Here is a 23116-nt window from a genome sequence, read left to right on the forward strand (position 1 = left end):
GTTGGGGGGAACCCTTGTAGTGAGGGGATTTATCCCCGATGGGCCGCGCAGCAGCCCCAAATAACTCAATCACGCTGCGTATTCGCAGGGTTCACGACTGCTGCGCAGCCGATCGGGGATAAATCCCCTCGCCACAAGGAGATCCATCCGGGTTATTCGTACTGGCTGAGCAACCGTTCCATCCGCGCCTCGAGGCGGCGTTTGATTTCGGTTTCAATGTGCGGTGCGAAGTCGTCGATCACGTCCTGCATGATCAATTGCGCGGCGGCGCGCAGTTCGCTGTCCAGGTGCAGCAGGGCGTCCGGGCCTTTATCCACAGGTGCGGCAGCGGGTGCCGGAGCCGGAGCAGGTGTCGGTTCGATGGTCGGCGGCGTGGCGTCGACGGCCTCGAACAGCATCGGAATCTGTTCCTGTTCACCGTCATCGACCGTGTCGGTCAGCAGTGGCGGTTGCAGGTTGTCATCGCCGAGCAACTGGCGGATCGATTCGAGATCGTCCAGCAGGTGCGCAGGCTTTTGCAGCGGTTTTGGAGTGTCCATCGGCGTACTCAGAGTCGCTGTAAACGGTGATCTTGCAGAGGATAGCCCTGTTCGCGGTAGAAACGGAAACTCTCCCGTGCCGCCGCGCGAATCGTCGGGTCTTCCACCACCACTTCCGCCACGCGGGCGAATTGACTGGCGAAGGCCGGGACTTTCAGGTCGAGGTTGACCAGCAGATCCTGATGTTCGCCGCAGTCGGCGCCCAGTCCCAGCACGATCAAACCGTCCGGCTCACTGTCGGCAGGGCCATGAGGGACGAAGGTTTCGCCCTTGAATGCCCACAGGCGCGCATCGAGATCATCACGCTGAGCAGCATCGCTGCAATGCAGGTAGATGCGGTGGCCCATGCGCCAGGCTTTCTCGGTGAGCTTGCAGGCAAAGTCCAGACGAGCCGAAGGATCGGCGCTGGGCAGGATGTAGAAGTCGACTTTGGTCATTGCGGTTCCTGAGCCTTGAGCGGCGTCACCGTAGAGTGACGCCGCCCAGGTTCATCGGTTTCAGGCTTTGGCGCGGTCCAGCAGGTATTGGGTCAGCAGCGGAACCGGACGGCCAGTGGCGCCTTTGTCCTTGCCGCCGCTGGTCCATGCGGTGCCGGCGATGTCCAGGTGCGCCCAGTTAAGGTTCTTGGTGAAGCGCGACAGGAAGCATGCGGCGGTGATGGTGCCGGCCTTCGGCCCGCCAATGTTGGCGATGTCGGCGAACGGGCTGTCCAGCTGCTCCTGGTATTCGTCGAACAGCGGCAGTTGCCAGGCGCGGTCGTCAGCGGCCTTGCCGGCACTGAGCAGTTGCTCGATCAGCTCGTCGTTGTTGCCCAGCAGGCCAGACGTGTGTGCACCGAGTGCAACCACACAGGCACCGGTCAGGGTGGCGATGTCGATCACCGCTTGCGGCTTGAAGCGCTCGGAGTAGGTCAGCGCGTCGCACAGCACCAGACGGCCTTCGGCGTCGGTGTTGAGGATTTCCACGGTCTGGCCGCTCATGGTGGTGACGATGTCGCCCGGACGCGACGCAGTGCCGCTCGGCATGTTTTCCGCACAGGCGAGGATGCACACCAGATTGATCGGCAGCTTCAGCTCAAGGACGGCACGCAGGGTACCGAACACGGAGGCCGCGCCGCCCATGTCGTACTTCATTTCGTCCATGCCGGCGCCAGGCTTGAGGCTGATACCGCCGGTGTCGAAGGTGATGCCTTTGCCGACCAGCGCGTAAGGCTTCTCGGACTTCTTGCCACCGTTGTATTGCATGACGATCAGGCGCGGTGGCTGGGCGCTGCCCTGACCGACGGCGTAGAACGAACCCATGCCCAGGGACTTGATCTTCTTCTCGTCGAGGACTTCGACTTTCAGATCCTTGAACTCTTTGCCCAGGTTCTTGGCTTGTTCGCCAAGGAAGGTCGGATGGCAGATGTTGGGTGGCAGGTTGCCCAGATTGCGGGTGAACGCCATGCCGTTGGCGATGGCGGTGGCATGGTTCACCGCGCGCTGCACTTCGGCCTGGGCGGCTTTGATGGTCAGCAGGGTGATTTTCTTCAGGGCGCGCGGTTCGGCTTTCTGGCTCTTGAACTGGTCGAACGTGTATTCGCCATCCACCAGGGTTTCGGCCAGCAGGCGGGTCTTGCCGTAGCTGTCGCGGTTCTTGACGATGATTTCATCCAGGGCCAGTACGGCGTCGCTGCCGCCCAGACCTTTCAGGGTGTTGAGGATGCCGGCAACGATTTTGCGGAACGGACGGTCACCCAGTTCTTCATCCTTGCCCACGCCGACCAGCAGCACGCGCTCGGCCTTGAGGTTCGGCAGGCTGTGCAGCAGCAGGCTTTGACCGACCTTGCCGGCCAGGTCGCCACGCTTGAGCACGGCGCTGATCGCGCCACCGCTCAGCTCGTCGACCTGTCGGGCGGCAACGCCGAGTTTGCGGCCTTCGCCGACGGCAACCACCAGGGTGGCGGTTTTCAACGTTTCTGGGCTAACGCTTTTTACAACCAGTTCCATGTCCGGATCCCTGAATGAATGGTCAACACGCAGGCGTTCGACGGTGTCCGCAGTCGCCTGCTTATAGATAGAAGAGGCGCAGGTCTGTGCCTGCGACGAAGGCGGCAGTTTGAACCTCGCTCACCGCGCCTGACAACCCTCGGTTGTGCGATCTTCAACGGAATCTACGCTTGGGTGAGTGTGCGCAGTGACAGGCGCCCTCAATCACAGGATAATGCCGCATCTTTTTTCGACGGCTCTGCCTTGCGGGTCGCTCGAAACGTTTGCTTGTTTGGCCGCCTTAGCCTGACAACCCTGGAGTGTCTGGTTTGATCGTCTTCCGTTATCTGTCCCGTGAAGTGATGTTGACCCTGAGCGCCGTCAGCGCCGTGCTGCTGGTCATCATCATGAGCGGTCGCTTCATCAAATACCTTGCCCAGGCCGCTGCGGGCCAACTCGATCCGGGATCGCTGTTCCTGATCATGGGTTACCGCCTGCCGGGTTTCATGCAGCTGATCCTGCCGTTGGGCCTGTTTCTCGGGATCCTGCTGGCTTACGGCCGGTTGTACCTCGAAAGCGAAATGACCGTGCTCTCGGCCACCGGCATGAGTCAGCAGCGTCTGCTGCGCATGACCCTGTTCCCGGCAACGCTGGTGGCACTGGCCGTCGCGTGGCTGAGCCTGAGCCTGGCCCCGCAGGGCGCCAATCAGTTTCAGCTGCTGCTGAACAAGCAGGACGCGCTGACCGAGTTCGATACCCTCGAACCCGGCCGTTTCCAGGCATTGCGTGACGGTACCCGGGTGACCTACACCGAAAGCCTGACCGACGATCGCGTCAACCTCGGCGGCGTGTTCATCTCGCAGAAGAACCTCGGCTCGGATCAGAAAGACCGCGGGATTTCCGTACTGGTGGCCGAGAAGGGGCGGCAGGAAGTCCACTCGGACGGCAACCGCTACCTGATCCTGCACAACGGCTATCGCTATGACGGCAGCCCGGGTCAGGCCGATTACCGCGCGATCAAATACGACACCTACGGTGTATTGCTGCCCAAGCCCGATGCCAGCGACGAAGTTACCGACCGTGATGCGATCCCGACTTCGACCCTGCTGAGCGCCGACGACGAGCGATCCAGGGCCGAACTGCAATGGCGGATTTCGCTGCCGTTGCTGGTATTCATCGTGACCCTGATGGCGGTGCCGCTGTCGCGGGTCAATCCGCGTCAGGGCCGTTTCCTGAAGCTGCTGCCGGCGATTCTTCTTTATATGGCTTACCTGACCATCCTGATTGCCGCCCGCGGCGCCCTCGAAAAAGGCAAGATTCCACCGGCCCTTGGCCTGTGGTGGGTGCACGGGATCTTCCTGTTCATCGGTCTCGGCCTGTTGTACTGGGAACCGTTGCGCCTGAAGCTGGCCAGTCGTCGCAGCGCTGCGCTGGAGGTGGCCCGTGGTTAAACTCGACCGCTACATCGGCAGCAGCGTATTCGTGGCGATCATCGCGGTGCTGGCGATCATTCTGGGTCTGGCGACCCTGTTTGCCTTCATCGACGAGATGAGCGACGTCAGCGATACCTACACCCTGACCGATGTGCTGAGCTTCGTCCTGCTCACCGCGCCGCGCCGTCTGTATGAAATGCTGCCGATGGCCGCGCTGATCGGCTGTCTGATCGGCCTCGGCAGTCTGGCCAGCAGCAGCGAGCTGACGGTCATGCGCGCTGCGGGTGTGTCCATCGGGCGCATTGTCTGGGCGGTCATGAAGCCCATGCTGGTGTTGATGCTGGCCGGTGTGCTGATCGGTGAATACGTGGCCCCGGCCACCGAAAGCATGGCGCAGGCCAATCGCTCGCTGGCGCAAGGCAGCGGCGATGCGCAGAGCGCCAAACACGGTATGTGGCACCGTCAGGGCGAGGAGTTCATCCATATCAACGCCGTGCAACCTGACGGCCTGCTGTATGGCGTGACCCGCTATCACTTCGACAAAGAGCGCCACCTGCTCAGCTCCAGCTTCGCCAAGCGTGCGGAGTTCGACGGCAAGCGCTGGCTGCTCACTGACGTGACCACCACGGTGTTCCACGAGCGCAGCACCGAAGTGGTGAATGCGCCGAGCGAGGAGTGGGACGTGTCGCTGAGCCCGCAATTGCTCAACACGGTGGTGATGGCGCCTGAGTCGCTGTCGATTTCCGGTCTGTGGGGCTATATCCACTATCTGGCGGATCAAGGCCTGAGCAACGGTCGTTACTGGCTGGCATTTTGGGTCAAGGTGTTGCAGCCGCTGGTCACCGCTGCGCTGGTGCTGATGGCGATTTCCTTCATCTTCGGCCCGTTGCGCTCGGTGACCCTCGGTCAGCGGGTGTTCACTGGTGTGCTGGTAGGCTTCACCTTCCGCATCGTCCAGGATCTGCTCGGCCCGTCGAGCCTGGTGTTTGGCTTCTCGCCGCTGTTCGCGGTGCTGGTGCCGGCCTCGGTCTGTGCGCTGGCGGGTGTCTGGTTGCTGCGACGCGCCGGTTGATGACCGCGTTGTTGCCAATGCTTTAACCGCGAAAACGCCTCGGTCGACAGACCGGGGCGTTTTCGTATGCAAGCCGGGTGACAGGCGAACGTGACGCTTGCGCCGTGTATCAGGTACAATTCCCGGCTATTTTTCGGCGGGCCAAGCCTGCAGCCTTTTTGAGTGTTGATCCGTGAGTGATTTGAGTCATATCCGCAATTTCTCCATCATCGCCCACATTGACCATGGCAAGTCGACGCTGGCTGACCGTTTCATCCAGATGTGCGGTGGCCTGGCCGAGCGTGAAATGGAAGCCCAGGTACTGGATTCCATGGATCTGGAGCGCGAACGCGGGATCACCATCAAGGCCCACAGCGTTACCCTCTATTACAAAGCCAAAGACGGCGTCACCTACCAGCTGAACTTCATTGACACCCCGGGTCACGTCGACTTCACCTACGAAGTCAGCCGTTCCCTGGCTGCGTGTGAAGGTGCGTTGCTGGTGGTCGATGCCGGTCAGGGTGTTGAAGCCCAGTCCGTGGCCAACTGCTACACCGCCATCGAGCAAGGCCTCGAGGTCATGCCGGTGCTGAACAAGATCGACCTGCCACAGGCCGAGCCGGACCGCGTCAAGGACGAGATCGAGAAGATCATCGGCATCGACGCCACCGACGCCGTTACCTGCAGTGCCAAGACCGGCCTGGGTGTCGACGAAGTGCTCGAGCGTCTGGTCGCGACCATTCCTGCGCCGACCGGCAACATCGAAGATCCGCTGCAAGCGTTGATCATCGACTCCTGGTTCGACAACTACCTGGGCGTTGTCTCCCTGGTGCGCGTGCGTCATGGCCGCGTGAAGAAAGGCGACAAGATCCTGGTGAAATCCACCGGCAAGATCCACCTGGTGGACAGCGTCGGTGTGTTCAACCCGAAACACACTGCCACTGCCGACCTCAAGGCCGGCGAAGTGGGCTTCATCATCGCCAGCATCAAGGACATTCACGGTGCACCGGTCGGTGACACCCTGACCCTGAGTTCGACCCCGGACGTTGAAGTGCTGCCCGGCTTCAAACGCATCCAGCCACAGGTTTACGCCGGTCTGTTCCCGGTCAGTTCCGACGACTTCGAGGACTTCCGCGAAGCGCTGCAGAAACTGACCCTGAACGACTCCTCGCTGCAGTACACCCCGGAAAGCTCCGACGCCCTGGGCTTCGGCTTCCGTTGCGGGTTCCTCGGCATGCTGCACATGGAGATCATCCAGGAGCGCCTGGAGCGCGAATACGACCTGGACCTGATCACCACCGCGCCAACGGTAATTTTCGAGTTGGTGTTGAAAACCGGTGAAACGATTTACGTCGACAACCCGTCCAAGCTTCCGGATGTGTCGGCCATCGAAGACATGCGCGAACCAATCGTGCGCGCCAACATCCTGGTTCCGCAGGAACACCTGGGCAACGTCATCACCCTGTGCATCGAGAAACGCGGCGTACAGGTCGACATGCTGTTCCTCGGCAATCAGGTCCAAGTGACCTACGACCTGCCGATGAACGAAGTGGTCCTGGACTTCTTCGACCGTCTCAAATCCACCAGCCGCGGCTATGCTTCGCTGGATTACCATTTCGATCGTTACCAATCGGCTAATCTGGTGAAACTGGACGTGCTGATCAACGGTGACAAGGTCGACGCCCTGGCGTTGATCGTGCACCGTGACAATTCGCACTTCAAAGGTCGCCAGTTGACCGAGAAGATGAAAGAACTGATTCCTCGTCAGATGTTCGACGTGGCGATCCAGGCGGCCATTGGCGGTCAGATCGTTGCCCGGACAACCGTCAAGGCACTCAGAAAGAACGTATTGGCCAAATGCTACGGCGGTGACGTAAGCCGTAAGAAAAAGCTGCTTGAAAAGCAAAAGGCCGGTAAGAAACGCATGAAGCAGGTCGGCAACGTGGAAATTCCACAAGAAGCCTTCCTCGCCGTGCTCAGGTTGGAATAGTCAGGTCCTATGTCACTAAATTTCCCGCTGTTGCTGGTCATCGCCGTGTTCGTCTGCGGCCTGTTGGCGTTGCTCGATCTGCTGTTCCTGGCGCCGCGTCGGCGTGCTGCGATTGCCTCTTATCAAGGCAGTGTCAGCCAGCCGGAGCCCGTGGTGGTCGAGAAGCTGAACAAAGAGCCGTTGCTGGTTGAATACGGCAAGTCGTTCTTTCCGGTGCTGTTCATCGTGCTGGTGCTGCGTTCGTTCCTGGTGGAACCGTTCCAGATTCCGTCCGGCTCGATGAAACCGACGCTGGACGTCGGCGACTTCATTCTGGTGAACAAGTTTTCTTACGGGATCCGCCTGCCGGTGATCGACAAGAAAATCATCGAAGTCGGTGATCCACAGCGTGGCGATGTGATGGTGTTCCGCTACCCGAGCGACCCGAACGTCAACTACATCAAACGTGTAGTCGGCGTTCCGGGCGACACGGTGCGTTACACCGCCGACAAGCGTCTGTTCGTCAATGGCGAGTCGATTGCCGAGCAACTGGTCGGCTCCGAGCCGGGCACGCTGGGCAGCGCGGAACTCTACAAGGAAAAACTCGGCGCCGCCGAGCACCTGATCCGCAAGGAAATGAGCCGCTACCGCGCGACGCCGGACCATACCTGGACCGTGCCGGCCGGGCACTACTTCATGATGGGCGACAACCGCGACAACTCCAACGACAGTCGCTACTGGGATGATCCGAACATTCCCAAGGATCTGCTGGGCATGGTTCCCGACCAGAATATCGTCGGCAAAGCCTTCGCTGTCTGGATGAGCTGGCCGGAACCGAAACTCAGCCACCTGCCGAACTTCTCGCGGGTTGGCCTGATCAAGTAATCAATCACGGCGCTGTTGACCACAGCGCCGAATGCATTTCTGGCGTCGACACAAATTGGCGCCAGGGCATGAAGCCACGATATTCAGGACGTCATTTTTGAACACAGCGTTAATTGTCCCAGGCCTGCGCCGTACCCCGGCGATGGCAGTGGAATCCAGCCACGAACTCAGCGTGGGTAAACCGTGAGCGTTTCTCTAAGCCGTCTCGAGCGCCAGCTCGGTTACACCTTCAAGGATCAGGAGCTGATGCTGCTGGCCCTCACGCACCGCAGCTTTGCCGGGCGTAACAACGAACGCCTGGAATTCCTTGGCGATGCCATCCTCAACTTCGTCGCCGGCGAGGCGCTGTTCGATCGCTTCCCGCTGGCTCGCGAAGGCCAGTTGTCGCGTTTGCGCGCACGCCTGGTGAAGGGTGAGACACTGGCCGTGCTGGCCCGTGGTTTCGATCTGGGTGACTACCTGCGTCTGGGTTCGGGCGAACTGAAAAGCGGTGGTTTCCGTCGCGAATCGATTCTGGCCGACGCCCTCGAAGCGCTGATCGGCGCGATCTACCTGGATGCTGGCATGGACGTCGCTCGCGAGCGTGTGCTGGCCTGGCTGGCCGGTGAGTTCGAAGGCCTGACGCTGGTCGACACCAACAAGGATCCGAAGACCCGTCTGCAGGAACATCTGCAATCGCGCGGTTGTGAACTGCCGCGCTATGAAGTGGTGGACATCCAGGGTGAGCCGCACTGCCGTACCTTCTTCGTCGAGTGCGAAGTGGTCTTATTGAATGAAAAAAGCCGAGGTCAGGGTGTGAGCCGTCGTATTGCCGAACAGGTAGCGGCCGCCGCAGCACTGATTGCCCTGGGCGTGGAGAATGGCAATGACTGATACAAACGCAACTCGCTGTGGCTACGTTGCCATCGTCGGCCGTCCCAACGTCGGCAAGTCGACGTTGCTCAACCACATCCTCGGCCAGAAGCTCGCGATCACCTCGCGCAAGCCGCAGACCACCCGTCACAACATGCTCGGGATCAAGACCGAAGGTGACGTCCAGGCGATCTACGTCGACACCCCCGGCATGCACAAGGGTGGCGAAAAGGCCCTGAACCGCTACATGAACAAAACCGCCTCGGCGGCGTTGAAAGACGTCGACGTGGTGATCTTCGTGGTCGATCGCACCAAGTGGACCGAAGAAGACCAGATGGTGCTGGAGCGCGTGCAGTACGTGACCGGTCCGCTGATCGTCGCGCTGAACAAGACCGACCGCATCGAAGACAAGGCCGAGCTGATGCCACACCTGTCGTGGTTGCAGGAACAGCTGCCGAACGCGCAGATCATCCCGATTTCCGCGCAGCAAGGGCACAACCTCGACGCGCTGGAAAAGGTCATCGCCGATCACTTGCCGGAGAACGATCATTTCTTCCCGGAAGACCAGATCACCGACCGCAGCAGCCGCTTCCTCGCTGCCGAACTGGTGCGCGAGAAGATCATGCGCCAGATGGGCGCCGAACTGCCTTACCAGATCACCGTCGAGATCGAAGAGTTCAAGCAGCAAGGCAAGACCCTGCACATCCATGCGCTGATCCTCGTTGAGCGTGACGGCCAGAAGAAGATCATCATTGGCGACAAGGGCGAGCGCATCAAACGTATCGGCACCGAAGCGCGCAAGGACATGGAGTTGCTGTTCGACGCCAAGATCATGCTCAACCTGTGGGTGAAGGTGAAGGGCGGCTGGTCCGACGACGAGCGTGCTCTGCGTTCGCTGGGTTACGGCGACCTGTAAAAAATCTCGGTTCCTGTTTAAACCAGAGAACCCTATGGGAGCGGGCTTGCCCGCGATGAGGATGTAATGTTCAACAGAGATGTTGAATGTGAATCCGCCATCGCGGGCAAGCCCGCTCCCACATTTGGTTTATGTTGATCTCAAGACTGCGTTTCTTCATCGAGAACTCCATGTCGCAAACCCCACCTCCCGCCCAACCCGCCTACGTCCTGCATTCGCGCGCCTACCGCGAAACCAGCGCGCTGGTCGATTTCCTCACGCCGCAAGGTCGGCTGCGGGCGGTGTTGCGCAGTGCGCGGGGCAAGGCCGGGACATTGGCGCGACCGTTCGTGCCGCTGGAAGTCGAGTTTCGTGGCAAGGGTGAGTTGAAGAATGTCGGGCGCATGGAAAGTGCCGGCAACGCGACCTGGATGGTCGGTGATGCGCTGTTCAGCGGCCTCTATCTCAATGAGCTGCTGATCCGCCTGCTGCCCGCCGAAGATCCGCACCCGGCGGTGTTCGATCACTACGCTGCAACCCTGCTGGCCCTGGCCGAAGGCCGCCCATTGGAGCCGTTGTTGCGCTCCTTCGAATGGCGCCTGCTGGACGACCTCGGTTACGGCTTCTCGATGAACACTGACATCCACGGCGAGCCAGTGGCTGCGGATGGCCTCTATCGCCTGCAAGTGGATGCCGGGCTTGAGCGCGTCTTCCTGTTGCAGCCGGGTCTGTTCAACGGCACGGAACTGCTGGCCATGGCCGAAGCCGACTGGACCGCGCCCGGTGCACTGTCGGCGGCCAAGCGTCTGATGCGTCAGGCACTGGCCGTTCATTTGGGCGGTCGCCCCCTCGTCAGCCGCGAGCTATTTCGCAAGCCCTGATATGCTGTGCGCCGAATCTTTCCCTTCAGGAGCGCATCCGTGACCACCAGCAATCGCATTCTTCTTGGCGTGAACATCGACCACGTCGCCACCCTGCGTCAGGCCCGTGGCACACGCTACCCGGATCCGGTCAAGGCAGCGCTGGACGCGGAAGAGGCGGGCGCCGACGGCATCACCGTGCACTTGCGTGAAGACCGCCGGCACATTCAGGAGCGCGACGTGTTGCTGCTCAAGGATGTGCTGCAGACCCGCATGAACTTCGAAATGGGCGTCACTGAAGAAATGATGGCGTTCGCCGAGCGCATCCGTCCGGCGCACATCTGCCTGGTCCCGGAGACCCGGCAGGAACTGACCACTGAAGGCGGTCTGGATGTAGCGGGGCAGGAAGAGCGGATCAAGGCGGCGGTCGCGCGCCTGTCGAAGATCGGCAGCGAAGTGTCGCTGTTCATCGATGCCGACGAGCGCCAGATCGCTGCGTCGAAGCGCGTTGGTGCACCGGCCATCGAGCTGCACACCGGGCGTTACGCCGATGCCGAAACCCCGACCGAAGTTGCTGAGGAATTGAAGCGTGTGGCGGACGGCGTAGCATTTGGTCTGGCGCAGGGCCTGATCGTCAATGCCGGGCATGGCCTGCATTATCACAACGTCGAAGCGGTGGCGGCGATCAAAGGCATCAACGAACTGAACATCGGCCATGCGCTGGTGGCGCATGCGTTGTTCGTCGGGTTCAAGTCGGCAGTGTCCGAGATGAAGGCGCTGATTCTGGCAGCCGCGCTCAAAGGCTGAAGATCAAAAGATCGCAGCCTTCGGCAGCTCCTACAGATGTACGCAAAACCCTGTAGGAGCTGCCGAAGGCTGCGATCTTTTGCTTTTAGAGCGGGGCAGGCTCTTGAGCCGGTTTTGACTTGTCGATCCCCGGCACATGCAGATTGCCTTCGGCCACCTGATCGCCCTCAAGCTGCGGCTGGGTCACCCAGGTCAGGATGTCGTAGTAGCGACGGATGTTCGCCACGAAATGCACCGGCTCGCCGCCCCGGGCATAGCCGTAGCGGGTCTTGCTGTACCACTGCTTCTGCGACAGGCGCGGCAGCATCTTCTTCACGTCCAGCCACTTGTCCGGGTTCAGGCCTTCGCGGGATGCCAGTTTGCGCGCGTCATCGAGGTGGCCGCTGCCGACGTTGTACGCCGCCAGCGCAAACCAGGTGCGGTCCGGTTCCTGAATCGATTCGTCGAGCTGATCCTTCATGTAGGCCAGGTACTTGGCGCCGCCCATGATGCTTTGCTTGGGATCGAGCCGGTTCGACACGCCCATCGCCTGAGCGGTGTTCTGGGTCAACATCATCAAACCGCGCACGCCGGTTTTCGAAGTGACCGCCGGTTGCCACAGCGATTCCTGATAACCGATGGCCGCGAGCAGGCGCCAGTCGATTTTCTCTTTCTTGGCGTAGGCCTTGAAGTGCTGTTCGTATTTGGGCAGGCGCTGCTGCAGGTGCTGGGCGAAGGTGGTGGCGCCCATGTAGCCGAGGACATCGACGTGGCCGTAGTAACGGTCTTTCAGGCGCTGCAGGGTGCCGTTCTTCTGCACCTTGTCGAGGTAGGCGTTGATCTCGTTGAGCAGGCTGTTGTCTTCGCCGGCGGCCACCGCCCAGCTCTGGCTGCGCGCATCCCCGAGGTCGAAGGCCACACGGATGTTGGTGAAGTACACCTGGTTCATTGCCACTTCGTTGGAATCAACCAGCGTCAGGTCGATCTGGCCTTCATCGACCATGCGCAACAGGTCGACCACTTCCACGGCGTCGGATTCTTCGTATTCGATGCCCGGAAATTTCTTTTTCAGCTCCGCCAGCTGTTCGGCGTGGGTGCTGCCCTTGAGCACCATGATCTTCTTGCCGACCAGATCGCCGGGATCCGTCGGCCGCGACTGGCCGTTGCGATAGATGATCTGTGGGGTGACTTCGAGGTAGGAGTGGGAGAACCGCACCTGCTTCTTGCGTTCCTCGCTGCTGACCAGGCCCGCCGCCGCCAGTACCGGGCCGTTCGGCTTGCCGATCTGGTTGAACAGGTCGTCGAGGTTGTCGGCGGTCTCGATCTTCAGTTCGACCCCCAAATCGTCGGCGAAGCGCTTCACCAGCTCGTATTCGAAGCCGGTTTCACCGCTGCGATCCTGAAAGTAGGTGGCGGGGCTGTTACGGGTAATCACCCGCAGCACACCATCCTCCTTTACGCGCTCGAGTGTGTTGGGTTTATCAACACAACCACCGAGCATCAGGAAGAGTCCGGTTGCGATCAGCCATTTGGCGTACCGCGGACGCAAAGCCGTTGGGAAAAACATCTGCGCAGTATACGCAAACGGCTGCGGGCGCCATATCTCGACAGTGAGCGGCTTGTCTGCTAGAGATCACAAAACCGCACGAAACCCCGCAGGAATGGGGCTGAACGGCATTTTGTGACAGAAAAAATAAGCGTGGCCCGCACACGCTCGAAATTTGACTTCAAAGGCAGAAACACAGATTGATATCCGAGTGCAACCGTGCGTAGCGTTTCGGGTGATGTTGAGGGCGGTTTAGGCTAGAATGCACGGCCTCAAAGCACACCCCTTCCCGAGGCTGTCCCGAAGATGTTGATCCTGCGCGGCGCTCCTGCCCTTTCTGCCTTTCGCCACAGCAAACTCCTTGAGCAACTGAGCCAGAAGGTTCCAGCTGTCAATGGCCTGTATGCTGAATTCGCTCACTTCGCCGAAGTCACCGGCGTCCTGACCGGCGACGAACAGCAGGTGCTTGCGCGCCTTCTGAAGTACGGCCCAAGCGTTCCGGTACAAGAGCCGACCGGCCGTCTGTTCCTGGTGTTGCCGCGTTTCGGCACCATCTCGCCATGGTCGAGCAAGGCCAGCGACATCGCCCGCAACTGCGGCCTGAGCAAGATCCAGCGTCTGGAGCGCGGCATCGCGTTCTACGTGGCCGGCCAGTTCAGCGACATTGAAGCCCAGCAGATTGCCGACGTGCTGCATGACCGCATGACCCAGATCGTCCTGGGCAATCTGGAACAGGCCGCGGGTCTGTTCAGCCACGCCGAGCCGAAGCCGCTGACCGCCATCGACATTCTTGGTGGCGGCCGCGCCGCGCTGGAAAAAGCCAACACCGAGCTGGGCCTGGCCCTGGCCGAAGACGAAATCGACTATCTGGTCAACGCCTTCAACGGTCTCAAGCGCAACCCGCACGACATCGAACTGATGATGTTCGCCCAGGCCAACTCCGAGCACTGCCGCCACAAGATCTTCAACGCCAGTTGGGATATTGACGGCGAGAGCCAGGAAAAAAGCCTGTTCGGCATGATCAAGAATACCTATCAGATGCACAACGAAGGCGTGCTGTCCGCTTATAAGGACAACGCTTCGGTGATCGTCGGTAACGTCGCCGGCCGCTTCTTCCCGGATCCGGAAACCCGCCAGTACGGCGCGGTGCAGGAGCCGGTGCACATCCTGATGAAGGTCGAGACCCACAACCACCCGACCGCGATCGCCCCTTTCCCGGGCGCGTCCACCGGTTCCGGCGGCGAGATCCGCGACGAAGGCGCGACCGGTCGTGGCGCCAAGCCAAAGGCCGGCCTGACCGGTTTCACCGTGTCCAACCTGCAGATCCCGGGCTTCGAACAGCCGTGGGAAGTGCCGTACGGCAAGCCTGAGCGCATCGTTACCGCGCTGGACATCATGATCGAAGGCCCGCTTGGCGGCGCCGCGTTCAACAACGAATTCGGCCGTCCGGCCCTGACCGGCTACTTCCGTACCTTCGAACAGTCGATCAGCACCCCGCACGGTGACGAAGTTCGCGGTTACCACAAGCCGATCATGTTGGCTGGCGGCATGGGCAACATCCGTGAAGAGCACGTCAAGAAAGGCGAGATCGTCGTCGGCTCCAAGCTGATCGTGCTCGGCGGCCCGGCGATGCTGATCGGTCTGGGCGGCGGCGCCGCGTCCTCGATGGCCACCGGCACCAGCTCGGCGGATCTGGACTTCGCTTCGGTTCAGCGTGAAAACCCTGAAATGGAACGTCGCTGCCAGGAAGTCATCGACCGTTGCTGGCAGCTGGGCGACAAGAACCCGATCAGCTTCATCCACGACGTGGGCGCGGGCGGTCTGTCCAACGCCTTCCCGGAACTGGTCAACGACGGCGACCGCGGTGGCCGTTTCGAACTGCGCAACATTCCAAACGACGAGCCGGGCATGGCCCCGCACGAAATCTGGTCCAACGAATCCCAGGAACGTTACGTTCTGGCGGTCGGCCCGGCTGACTTCGAGCGCTTCAAGGCGATCTGCGAACGCGAGCGTTGCCCGTTTGCGGTGGTCGGTGAAGCCACTGCCGAGCCGCAACTGACGGTGACCGACAGCCACTTCGGCAACAACCCGGTGGACATGCCGCTGGAAGTGTTGCTGGGCAAGGCGCCGCGCATGCACCGTTCGGTGGTGCGCGAAGCCGAGCTGGGCGATGACTTCGATCCGTCGAACCTCGACATCGCCGATTCCATCGAGCGCGTCCTGCACCATCCGGCCGTGGCGAGCAAAAGCTTCCTGATCACCATCGGCGACCGCACCATCACCGGCCTCGTGGCCCGTGACCAGATGGTCGGCCCATGGCAGGTTCCGGTGGCCGACGTCGCCGTCACCGCCACCAGTTTCGACGTCTATACCGGTGAAGCGATGGCCATGGGCGAGCGTACTCCGCTGGCGCTGCTGGACGCTCCGGCGTCGGGCCGCATGGCCATCGGCGAAACCCTGACCAACATTGCCGCCTCGCGCATCAACAAGCTCTCCGACATCAAACTGTCGGCGAACTGGATGTCCGCTGCCGGCCACCCGGGCGAAGACGCGCGTCTGTACGACACCGTGAAAGCGGTCGGCATGGAACTGTGCCCTGAGCTGGGCATCACCATTCCGGTCGGCAAGGACTCGATGTCCATGGCCACCCGCTGGAACGACAACGGTGAAGAAAAAACCGTGACCTCGCCGATGTCGCTGATCGTGACCGGTTTCGCCCCAGTGGCTGACATCCGTCAGACCCTGACCCCGGAACTGCGCATGGACAAAGGCACCACCGACCTGATCCTGATCGACCTCGGTCGCGGCCAGAACCGCATGGGCGCCTCGATCCTCGCTCAGGTTCACGGCAAGCTCGGCAAGCAGGCTCCGGACGTTGATGACGCCGAAGACCTGAAAGCCTTCTTCGCGGTGATCCAGGGCCTCAACGCCGACGGTCACCTGCTGGCTTACCACGACCGTTCCGACGGGGGGCTGCTGACCTCCGTGGTGGAAATGGCCTTTGCCGGCCACTGCGGTCTGAGCCTGAACCTCGACAGCGTTGCTGAATCCTCGGCAGAAATCGCCGCCATCCTGTTCAACGAAGAACTGGGTGCGGTGATCCAGGTTCGTCAGGACGCCACACCGGACATCCTCGCGCAGTTCAGCGCTGCCGGTCTGGGTGACTGCGTTTCCGTGATCGGTCAGCCGATCAACAATGGCCAGATCAACATCACCTTCAACGGTGACACCGTGTTCGAAGGCCAGCGTCGTCTGCTGCAACGTACCTGGGCTGAAACCAGCTACCAGATCCAGCGCCTGCGCGACAACGCCGACTGCGCCGAGCAAGAGTTCGATGCGCTGCTGGAAGAGGACAACCCGGGCCTGAGCGTCAAGCTCAGCTACGACGTCAACCAGGACATCGCCGCGCCTTACATCAAGAAAGGCATTCGCCCACAGGTGGCTGTGCTGCGTGAGCAGGGCGTCAACGGTCAGGTGGAAATGGCCGCCGCATTCGACCGCGCCGGTTTCAACGCGATCGACGTGCACATGAGCGATATTCTCGCCGGCCGTGTTGACCTGAACGAGTTCAAAGGCCTGGTGGCCTGCGGTGGTTTCTCCTACGGCGACGTCCTCGGCGCCGGTGAAGGCTGGGCCAAGTCGGCACTGTTCAACAGCCGTGCCCGCGATGCATTCCAGGGCTTCTTCGAGCGTAACGACAGCTTCACCCTCGGCGTGTGCAACGGTTGCCAGATGATGTCCAACCTGCACGAGCTGATCCCGGGCAGCGAGTTCTGGCCGCACTTCGTGCGCAACCGCTCCGAGCAGTTCGAAGCGCGCGTGGCGATGGTGCAGATCCAGGAATCGAACTCGATCTTCCTGCAGGGCATGGCCGGTTCGCGCATGCCGATCGCCATCGCGCACGGTGAAGGCCATGCCGAGTTCTCCAGCGAGGAAGCCTTGCTGGAAGCCGATCTGTCCGGTTGCGTGGCGATGCGTTTCGTCGACAACCACGGCAAGGTCACCGAAGCCTACCCGGCCAACCCGAACGGTTCGCCGCGCGGGATCACCGGCCTTACCAGCCGTGACGGTCGTGTGACGATCATGATGCCGCACCCGGAGCGTGTGTTCCGCGCGGTGCAGAACTCGTGGCGTTCGGAGGACTGGACCGAAGATGCTCCTTGGATGCGCATGTTCCGTAACGCGCGCGTCTGGGTGAACTGAGGCCTGTGTACAAGCTCGCGTTTTTTGTTCCCGACAGTCATGTCGAGGTGGTCAAGGACGCTGTATTCGCTGCCGGTGGTGGGCGGATCGGGGACTATGACCACTGTGCTTGGCAGGTGCCTGGGTCTGGTCAGTTTCGGCCTTTGCACGGCAGTCAGCCGTTCATTGGCGAGGCGGGGCGGGTTGAGCGGGTCGAGGAATGGAAGGTTGAGCTTGTGGTTTGTGATGCGTTGATTCGTGAGGTGGTGGCTGCTCTTAAGCTGAGCCACCCTTACGAGACGCCGGCTTATGAGGTGTGGCGGCTGGAGGATTTCTGATCTTTCTGCCGCTGGAACGGGAAACCCGCAGATGAGTGATTGTCTGCGGGTTTTTTGTTGCCTGCGATTTGAGGGGTGACTGCGTTTCATTGTGGGAGCTGGCTTGCCAGCGATGGCGCCCTTATAGGCGACCATGCTCTGTCTGATTGAGTGAGTATCCGTTGCTTCGGGTGCGGCGGCTGGCGGTTTCGCCCTTACGGCGACTCACTTTTTTTACAAACGCCTAAAAAAAGTAAGCAAAAAAACGCTTGCTCCTGCGTTCGGCCCGCTCGCTGGGGCTCGGGGTCCCTTCGCTGCGGGATCGATCCGGGGGCAGCGCCTACGGTTTGCTTCGCTGCACCTCCTCTCGCTGTGTTTGGCTGCGCCAAACGGTCGCTGCGCTCCCACCCCCGGATCAATCCCTCCGCTCAGCCTTCCGATGTCGCCCGTGGATCAAGATCAAGAGCGGTACTCGAGCTTGCGCTCATTGTGTTGAGTGGGCGGCTGCGCCGCATGGGGTATACACAAATCAAAACTGTGGGAGCTGGCTTGCCAGCGATGGCGGCCTGAAAAACGACCAATTTCTATCGGGTGCAGTACTCACCTGTAGGAGCTGCCGAAGGCTGCGATCTTTTGACTTTGGTTTTTTACAGTCAAAGGCCAGATCAAAAGATCGCAGCCTTCGGCAGCTCCTACACGGGATGTTTTGTGTTTAAGAGTGTGTGGAACTACCAGAACCTTCCCACAAGGTTTTCAGGTTGTCCCTCGGACGTCCGGTCTCTAGGCTTTGTCTGTCGCTGCCAATTCAGCGACCGGGCGTGAGATCCCCGGAATGCTTGCAACTAGCGCCAACACCACGATAATTGGCGCCAGCTCAATCTGCTGCCTGCTTTATGGCGGCTGTGTGCGGGCAGACTTCGGTCTGGCCGGTTGCCTGCTCCGGTGGATCTCACCCTGCACATAGCTGCCACCTCTTTGCCGCGTGAGATCCGGCGAACGATGGCATCTTCACACGCCTTAGCAGGAGTTGAATTTTGGACAAGCTAATCCCCGATCCACCCCACGAAACTACAGCGCCACCCGCCGACGCCATCCGCGTCGAAGACCTGACAAAAGACCGTGAAGCCATCAAGCGCGCTGTCGATTTCTACTTCACCCCGCAATCCGCTGAGGCGCATCAGCCCAGCACGATGTTCTTGGTCAACCCCAACGTCGACTCCGAAACCCTGCTAGCCCACGCCTACGAATCGTTGGCCTGCGCCAGTGCCATGGCCAGCAACTTCGCCAACGAACTCAGCGGTCTGCAACGCAGCACCGCTCTTGCCATCCAGCAGATCGTCATGCTCGCCGAACTCGCGGTAAACCGCGCGCTGGATCGAGTCGATCCACAGACCTGATCTCTCAGGTTCACCGCGTTATCGTTCTTCGCGAGCAAGCCCGCTCCCGCATTTGACCGGCGTACACAGGTCAATGTGGGAGCGAGCTTGCTCGCGAAGAGGCCCGCCCAGACGCCGGCGAGTCAAACCTTGGCGCTGACCTCACTCCGATTAACCAACGCCTCAATCGCCCCACTCAAACTCGCCGCTTTCTCACCAATCAACAAATGCCAGACCCCACCCTCCAGCGGGCTGACACCCTGGCACCCCAGCTCTTTCAACTGAGCCTCGGACAACGCTTTACCATCGACCAGTTGCAGGCGAATGCGGGTCAGGGCGATGCAGTCCAGCTGCAGCACATTCTCGCTACCGCCCAACGCCGTCAGCCATTGTTGGGCTTCCGGTGCAGCGACCATTGCAGCTTTCGATTCCTCGACTACCACCGCAGGCGCAGCCACCAACGCACGCCCCAGCGTCGGCATGGCGAGGCGGATTTCGTCGGCGATGCTGTCGGCCAATGGCCCGACCACCACCTGCAAGCTGCCGCCCTTGCCCGGGCGTACCACGGCCATCGCACCCAGAGCTTTCAAATCAGCGTCGGAAGCCTTGTTGCGATCAACCATTTCCAGGCGCAGACGAGTCGTGCAGGCGCCAACTGTGACCAGATTCTCGGCACCGCCCAAGGCTTTGATGTACGCAGCCGCACGTTCGTTTTCTGTCAGCACCGACTTTTCGGCCGACGCCACATCCTCTCGCCCCGGCGTCTTCAAATTGAAGCGACGAATGCAGAAATCAAACACCGCGTAATACACCACGGCGTAAGCCAGCCCGACCGGAATCACCAACCAGCCATTGGTCGAGCGCCCCCAACCCAGCACCATGTCGATGAAGCCGCCAGAGAAGGTAAAACCCAAATGGATGTTCAGCGCATTGGTGATCGCCATCGACAGGCCGGTCAGCAGCGCATGCAGCAGATACAACAACGGCGCCAAAAACATGAAGGCGAATTCGATGGGTTCGGTTACCCCGGTCAAAAACGAGGTCAGCGCCATCGACAGGAAGATCCCGCCCATGACCTTGCGCCGCTCCGGCAGCGCGTTGCGGTACATCGCCAGGCACGCAGCAGGCAGACCGAAGATCATCATCGGGAACATGCCGGTCATGAACTGGCCGCCCTTTGGATCACCGGCGAAGTAGCGTGACAGGTCGCCGGTGACCAGTGCGCCAGTGGTCGGGTCGGTGAAGTTGCCGAATACGAACCACGCCATGTTGTTGAGGATGTGGTGCAGGCCGGTGACGATCAGCAGGCGGTTGAACACGCCAAAGACGAACGCACCAATGCTGCCGCTTTCCATCATCAGCGCGCCGAAGGCATTGATGCCGTGCTGGATCGGCGGCCAGATGTAGCCGAACACTACGCCCAGCCCGACGGCGGCGAACCCGGTGACGATCGGCACGAAGCGCCGGCCGCCGAAGAACGCCAGGTACTCCGGCAGCTTGATGTCTTTGAAGCGGTTGTACAGCGCCCCGGCCATCAGGCCGCTGACGATCCCGGCGAGCATGCCCATGTTGATGCTCGGGTCGAGCACCTTGAGGGTGGAGATCATCACCAGGTAACCGATCACTCCGGCCAGACCCGCGGTGCCGTTGTTGTCCTTGGCAAACCCGACGGCGATGCCGATGGCGAAGATCATTGCCAGGTTGGCAAAAATGACTTGGCCGGCATCGTGAATGATCGCGATGTTCAAAAGGTCGGTGTCACCCAGACGCAGCAGCAGGCCGGCAATCGGCAGGATCGCGATCGGCAGCATCAGCGCGCGGCCGAGGCGTTGCAGGCCTTCGATGAAGAGTTGGTACATGGTGGTTCTCCCTGCTCTTTGTAGAGAGCTTGTTGTTAGTGCAGAGGCCAATGCTGGTGGCAGGCGTGACGAACCGCAGCGGCGCTGTTGAGTTTCAACAGGTCGAGGCTGAGGCGTTGGCATTCGGCCTCGTGCAGCTGGCGCACGCGATCCTTGATTTCACCGATTTGCACCGGGCTCACCGACAACTCGGTTACGCCGAGGCCGATCAGTACAGGCGTCGCCAGTGGGTCGGAGGCGAGGGCACCGCACACGCCAACCCAGCGCTTGTGCACCGCCGCGCCTGCGCAAGTCATGGCGATCAGTCGCAGCAGCGCCGGGTGCAGGGCATCGACCCGGGCGGCCAAACCTGCGTGATCGCGGTCCATGGCTAGGGTGTATTGCGACAGGTCGTTGGTGCCGATGGACAGGAAGTCGGCATGTTCGGCCAGTTGCTCGGCTTGCAGCGCGGCGGCGGGGACTTCGATCATCACGCCGATTTCCGGACGTTGATTGATGCCCAGCTCCAGGCACAGCGCATCGACCTGCTGGCGGATGTGCAGCAGTTCATCGACTTCGGTAACCATCGGCAGCAGGATCCGGCAGCGCTGCAACGGGCTGACCTGCAGCAGTGCGCGCAGTTGCTGATCGAGGATTTCCGGACGGGCCTGAGCCAGGCGAATGCCGCGCAGGCCGAGTACCGGATTGGCTTCGGCGGGCAGCGGCAGGTAGTCGAGTTGCTTGTCGCCGCCGACGTCGATGGTGCGGATGATCACCGAGTGCTCGCCCATGGCATCGAGCACGGCTTGATAGGCGGCGCGCTGCTCTTCGACGTCCGGCGCGGTCTGCCGGTCGACGAACAGAAACTCGGTGCGCAGCAGGCCGACGCCATCGGCACCGTTGGCAAAGGCGTCCGCCGCTTCATGGCTGGAGGCAACGTTGGCGACCACTTCGATGGCCACGCCATTGCGGGTTTCGGCGGGCAGATGCGCCTTGGCCTGTTGCGCATCGCGGCGTTGCTGACGGTCCATTTGCGCCTGCTGCACTTCGGTCAGGCGTTCGGTGCTCGGCGCCAGTTCGAGGCGGCCGCCATCGGCATCCAGCACAACCGACTGACCTTGCGGCTGATCGAGCAGAGCGGCGCCCAACGCCACCAGGCATGGCAGGCCTTTGCCGCGCGCCAGAATCGCGACATGCGACGTCGCGCCACCCTCGGCCATGCACAACCCGGCGACACCCTGGGCGCTGAGTTGCAGCAGATCCGACGGCGTCAGTTCATGCGCAGCGACGATGGCCCCGGCCGGCACGTCGTAATGCCAGGCTTCGCCGAGCACGGCGCGCAGCACCCGTTGCTTGAGGTCGCGCAGGTCGTTGGCGCGTTCGGCCAACAGTGCGCTGCCGGTGTGTTGCAGCACTTCGCACTGCACATCGATCGACTGGCTCCAGGCGTGAGTCGCCGCTGTGCCTTGATCGATGGAATGCTGCGCGGCGTCGAGCAGGGCCGGGTCTTCGAGCAGGGCCAGGTGCGCGGCGAAGATCGCTTCTTCATCGATGTTCTTGTGCTTTTTTGCTTGGGTGAGCGTGGCGTTGATTTCGTTGCGAACCTGCTTCAGCGCCGACTCCAGCACCTGCTGTTGCACCAGCGGATCATGACTGCCTGTATCTGCCGGCAGGCTGATCGCATTCAAGCGAAACAGCGGCCCGCCGACCAGACCCGGTGCGGCGCACACCCCTTGCAGCACACCCGCCTCGGCCGGGCGTTTGCGCGGTGTGGCGCTGGCCGGCGCAGCGGCGTGATGATCATCGGGCAGGGCGGTCGCCAGCGCATTGAGCAAAGCCTGCAGCGCGGCTTCGGCGTCCGGTCCCTGACAGCTGACCTGCACTTCATCCTGTTCACCGATGCCCAGGCCCATCAGCCCGATCAGGCTGTTGCACGGCGCCGATTGGCCGGCGAAGTGCAGCTGCGACTGGCTCTTGAAACCTTGTGCGGTCTGGCGAATTAGCGCGGCCGGGCGCGCATGCAGGCCGCCGCGATGTGCCACCAAGGCCAGCCCCTGCACCGCTGGCCCACCCAGCACTTCAGCATTCGCCGCCGTACTGGTACGGGCAATGATGTGCAGCAGCGGCTCGCCGACTTTCACCGCTTTGAGCGTGATCGGGCGTACCTGGAAGTCCTGGCTGTTGGTCAGGATCAGCAGGCTGACCAGGCTTTTGCACTGCTGGCCGACCTTGTCCAGGTCGTAGCGCAACAACGGTTGGCCCTTGTCGACCCGCGTGCCTTGCTTGACCAGCATCGAGAAGCCTTCGCCGTTCAGTTCGACAGTGTCGAGGCCCAGGTGCAGGAGGATTTCCGCGCCGTTGTCGGCGCGCACGGTCAGCGCGTGGCCGGTGCGGGCGACGTGGATGATCTCCCCGGCGCAGGGCGAGTACAGGGTGTCATTCAACGGGTCGATGGCGATGCCGTCGCCCATCGCGCCACTGGCGAACACCGCGTCCGGGACTTTGGCGAGCGTGAGCACCGGGCCGCTGAGCGGGGCGCTGAGGGTCAGCTCTTTATTGTTGTTGTGCATGGCTCGGTCTCATCAGTAATTTCGCTTTCCCCTGTAGGAGCTGCCGCAGG

17 protein-coding genes are annotated in these 23116 nt (G+C 61.4%); 11 read left to right on the forward strand and 6 right to left on the reverse strand.

Going from position 1 to position 23116, the window contains the following annotated elements; genetic code table 11:
* Window positions 1-152 precede the first annotated feature (152 nt).
* Genes L6D63_RS26705 through L6D63_RS26715 form a run of 3 tightly spaced genes read right to left on the reverse strand, consistent with a single transcriptional unit; the run spans window position 153 to window position 2527 of the window.
* Complete coding sequence (locus L6D63_RS26705; RefSeq protein WP_047292702.1) at window positions 153-539, reverse strand: hypothetical protein; 387 nt, start codon at window positions 537-539, stop codon at window positions 153-155.
* Window positions 540-547: 8 nt separating this feature from the next.
* Window positions 548-976 carry a DNA polymerase III subunit chi gene (locus L6D63_RS26710; RefSeq protein ID WP_095667436.1) on the reverse strand — a complete coding sequence of 143 codons (429 nt, stop codon included), beginning with the start codon at window positions 974-976 and terminating at the stop codon, window positions 548-550.
* Window positions 977-1036: 60 nt separating this feature from the next.
* Window positions 1037-2527 (reverse strand): leucyl aminopeptidase, encoded by a 1491-nt coding sequence (locus L6D63_RS26715; protein ID WP_047292705.1) that lies wholly within the window; start codon window positions 2525-2527, stop codon window positions 1037-1039.
* Between the two features lie 308 nt (window positions 2528-2835).
* Here L6D63_RS26715 and lptF point away from each other — a divergent pair, with 308 nt between their 5' ends.
* The 8 genes from lptF to pdxJ all read left to right on the forward strand — a co-directional run bounded on the left by lptF (window position 2836) and on the right by pdxJ (window position 11258).
* Window positions 2836-3957, forward strand: coding sequence for an LPS export ABC transporter permease LptF (gene lptF / locus L6D63_RS26720; protein WP_047292707.1), 1122 nt, complete (start codon window positions 2836-2838; stop codon window positions 3955-3957).
* The gene (lptG, locus tag L6D63_RS26725) at window positions 3950-5011 is read left to right on the forward strand and encodes an LPS export ABC transporter permease LptG (protein ID WP_131671490.1); all 1062 of its coding nucleotides are present in this window, start codon (window positions 3950-3952) and stop codon (window positions 5009-5011) included. The genes lptF and lptG overlap by 8 nt, the downstream gene beginning before the upstream one ends.
* Before the next feature lie 172 nt (window positions 5012-5183).
* Entirely contained in the window at window positions 5184-6980 is a 1797-nt protein-coding gene (lepA, locus tag L6D63_RS26730; RefSeq protein ID WP_041064736.1) for a translation elongation factor 4, read from the forward strand.
* 9 nt (window positions 6981-6989) lie between these two features.
* On the forward strand, window positions 6990-7844 hold the full coding sequence (lepB, locus tag L6D63_RS26735; RefSeq protein ID WP_041064734.1) for a signal peptidase I: 855 nt from the start codon (window positions 6990-6992) through the stop codon (window positions 7842-7844).
* Between the two features lie 183 nt (window positions 7845-8027).
* Window positions 8028-8717: a ribonuclease III gene (rnc, locus tag L6D63_RS26740; RefSeq protein ID WP_024011703.1), complete on the forward strand. Its 690-nt coding sequence runs from the start codon at window positions 8028-8030 to the stop codon at window positions 8715-8717.
* A complete protein-coding gene (gene era, locus L6D63_RS26745) occupies window positions 8710-9612 on the forward strand; it encodes a GTPase Era (protein WP_041064729.1) in 903 nt (300 codons plus the stop codon). Before rnc ends, era begins: the two co-directional genes overlap by 8 nt.
* Window positions 9613-9782: 170 nt before the next feature.
* Window positions 9783-10472, forward strand: a complete 690-nt coding sequence (recO, locus tag L6D63_RS26750; RefSeq protein ID WP_047292710.1) for a DNA repair protein RecO — start codon at window positions 9783-9785, stop codon at window positions 10470-10472.
* A 39-nt stretch (window positions 10473-10511) separates the two neighbouring features.
* Window positions 10512-11258 carry a pyridoxine 5'-phosphate synthase gene (gene pdxJ / locus L6D63_RS26755; RefSeq protein ID WP_131671491.1) on the forward strand — a complete coding sequence of 249 codons (747 nt, stop codon included), beginning with the start codon at window positions 10512-10514 and terminating at the stop codon, window positions 11256-11258.
* 85 nt (window positions 11259-11343) lie between these two features.
* Here the strand turns inward: pdxJ and mltF are convergent, their stop codons facing one another.
* Window positions 11344-12804 (reverse strand): membrane-bound lytic murein transglycosylase MltF, encoded by a 1461-nt coding sequence (gene mltF, locus L6D63_RS26760; RefSeq protein ID WP_080963251.1) that lies wholly within the window; start codon window positions 12802-12804, stop codon window positions 11344-11346.
* Window positions 12805-13089: 285 nt separating this feature from the next.
* On the opposite strand from mltF, the gene purL reads away from it, so the two are divergent.
* The 3 genes from purL (at window position 13090) to L6D63_RS26775 (ending at window position 18679) form a co-directional block, all read left to right on the forward strand.
* Entirely contained in the window at window positions 13090-16986 is a 3897-nt protein-coding gene (gene purL, locus L6D63_RS26765; protein WP_047292712.1) for a phosphoribosylformylglycinamidine synthase, read from the forward strand.
* A 5-nt stretch (window positions 16987-16991) separates the two neighbouring features.
* Window positions 16992-17303 (forward strand): YqfO family protein, encoded by a 312-nt coding sequence (locus L6D63_RS26770; RefSeq protein ID WP_131671492.1) that lies wholly within the window; start codon window positions 16992-16994, stop codon window positions 17301-17303.
* 1013 nt (window positions 17304-18316) lie between these two features.
* Window positions 18317-18679, forward strand: a complete 363-nt coding sequence (locus L6D63_RS26775) for a DUF6124 family protein (RefSeq protein WP_047292716.1) — start codon at window positions 18317-18319, stop codon at window positions 18677-18679.
* Between the two features lie 122 nt (window positions 18680-18801).
* On the opposite strand, the gene nagE is transcribed toward L6D63_RS26775, so the two are convergent.
* Window positions 18802-20517: an N-acetylglucosamine-specific PTS transporter subunit IIBC gene (gene nagE / locus L6D63_RS26780; RefSeq protein WP_131671493.1), complete on the reverse strand. Its 1716-nt coding sequence runs from the start codon at window positions 20515-20517 to the stop codon at window positions 18802-18804.
* A gap of 35 nt (window positions 20518-20552) precedes the next feature.
* Window positions 20553-23066 (reverse strand): phosphoenolpyruvate--protein phosphotransferase, encoded by a 2514-nt coding sequence (gene ptsP, locus L6D63_RS26785; protein ID WP_047292720.1) that lies wholly within the window; start codon window positions 23064-23066, stop codon window positions 20553-20555.
* Window positions 23067-23116 lie beyond the last annotated feature (50 nt).

Source organism: Pseudomonas parakoreensis, from assembly GCF_021602155.1.
Classification (GTDB): domain Bacteria; phylum Pseudomonadota; class Gammaproteobacteria; order Pseudomonadales; family Pseudomonadaceae; genus Aquipseudomonas; species Aquipseudomonas parakoreensis.

Bases quoted from the DNA above. Each gene is read 5' to 3' on its own strand.
- L6D63_RS26710 (WP_095667436.1), bottom strand. From the start codon at position 976: ATGACCAAAGTCGACTTCTACATCCTGCCCAGCGCCGATCCTTCGGCT.
- recO (WP_047292710.1), top strand. From the start codon at position 9,783: ATGTCGCAAACCCCACCTCCCGCCCAACCCGCCTACGTCCTGCATTCG.
- L6D63_RS26705 (WP_047292702.1), bottom strand. From the start codon at position 539: ATGGACACTCCAAAACCGCTGCAAAAGCCTGCGCACCTGCTGGACGAT.
- mltF (WP_080963251.1), bottom strand. From the start codon at position 12,804: ATGTTTTTCCCAACGGCTTTGCGTCCGCGGTACGCCAAATGGCTGATC.
- lepB (WP_041064734.1), top strand. From the start codon at position 6,990: ATGTCACTAAATTTCCCGCTGTTGCTGGTCATCGCCGTGTTCGTCTGC.
- era (WP_041064729.1), top strand. From the start codon at position 8,710: ATGACTGATACAAACGCAACTCGCTGTGGCTACGTTGCCATCGTCGGC.
- ptsP (WP_047292720.1), bottom strand. From the start codon at position 23,066: ATGCACAACAACAATAAAGAGCTGACCCTCAGCGCCCCGCTCAGCGGC.
- nagE (WP_131671493.1), bottom strand. From the start codon at position 20,517: ATGTACCAACTCTTCATCGAAGGCCTGCAACGCCTCGGCCGCGCGCTG.
- L6D63_RS26715 (WP_047292705.1), bottom strand. From the start codon at position 2,527: ATGGAACTGGTTGTAAAAAGCGTTAGCCCAGAAACGTTGAAAACCGCC.
- purL (WP_047292712.1), top strand. From the start codon at position 13,090: ATGTTGATCCTGCGCGGCGCTCCTGCCCTTTCTGCCTTTCGCCACAGC.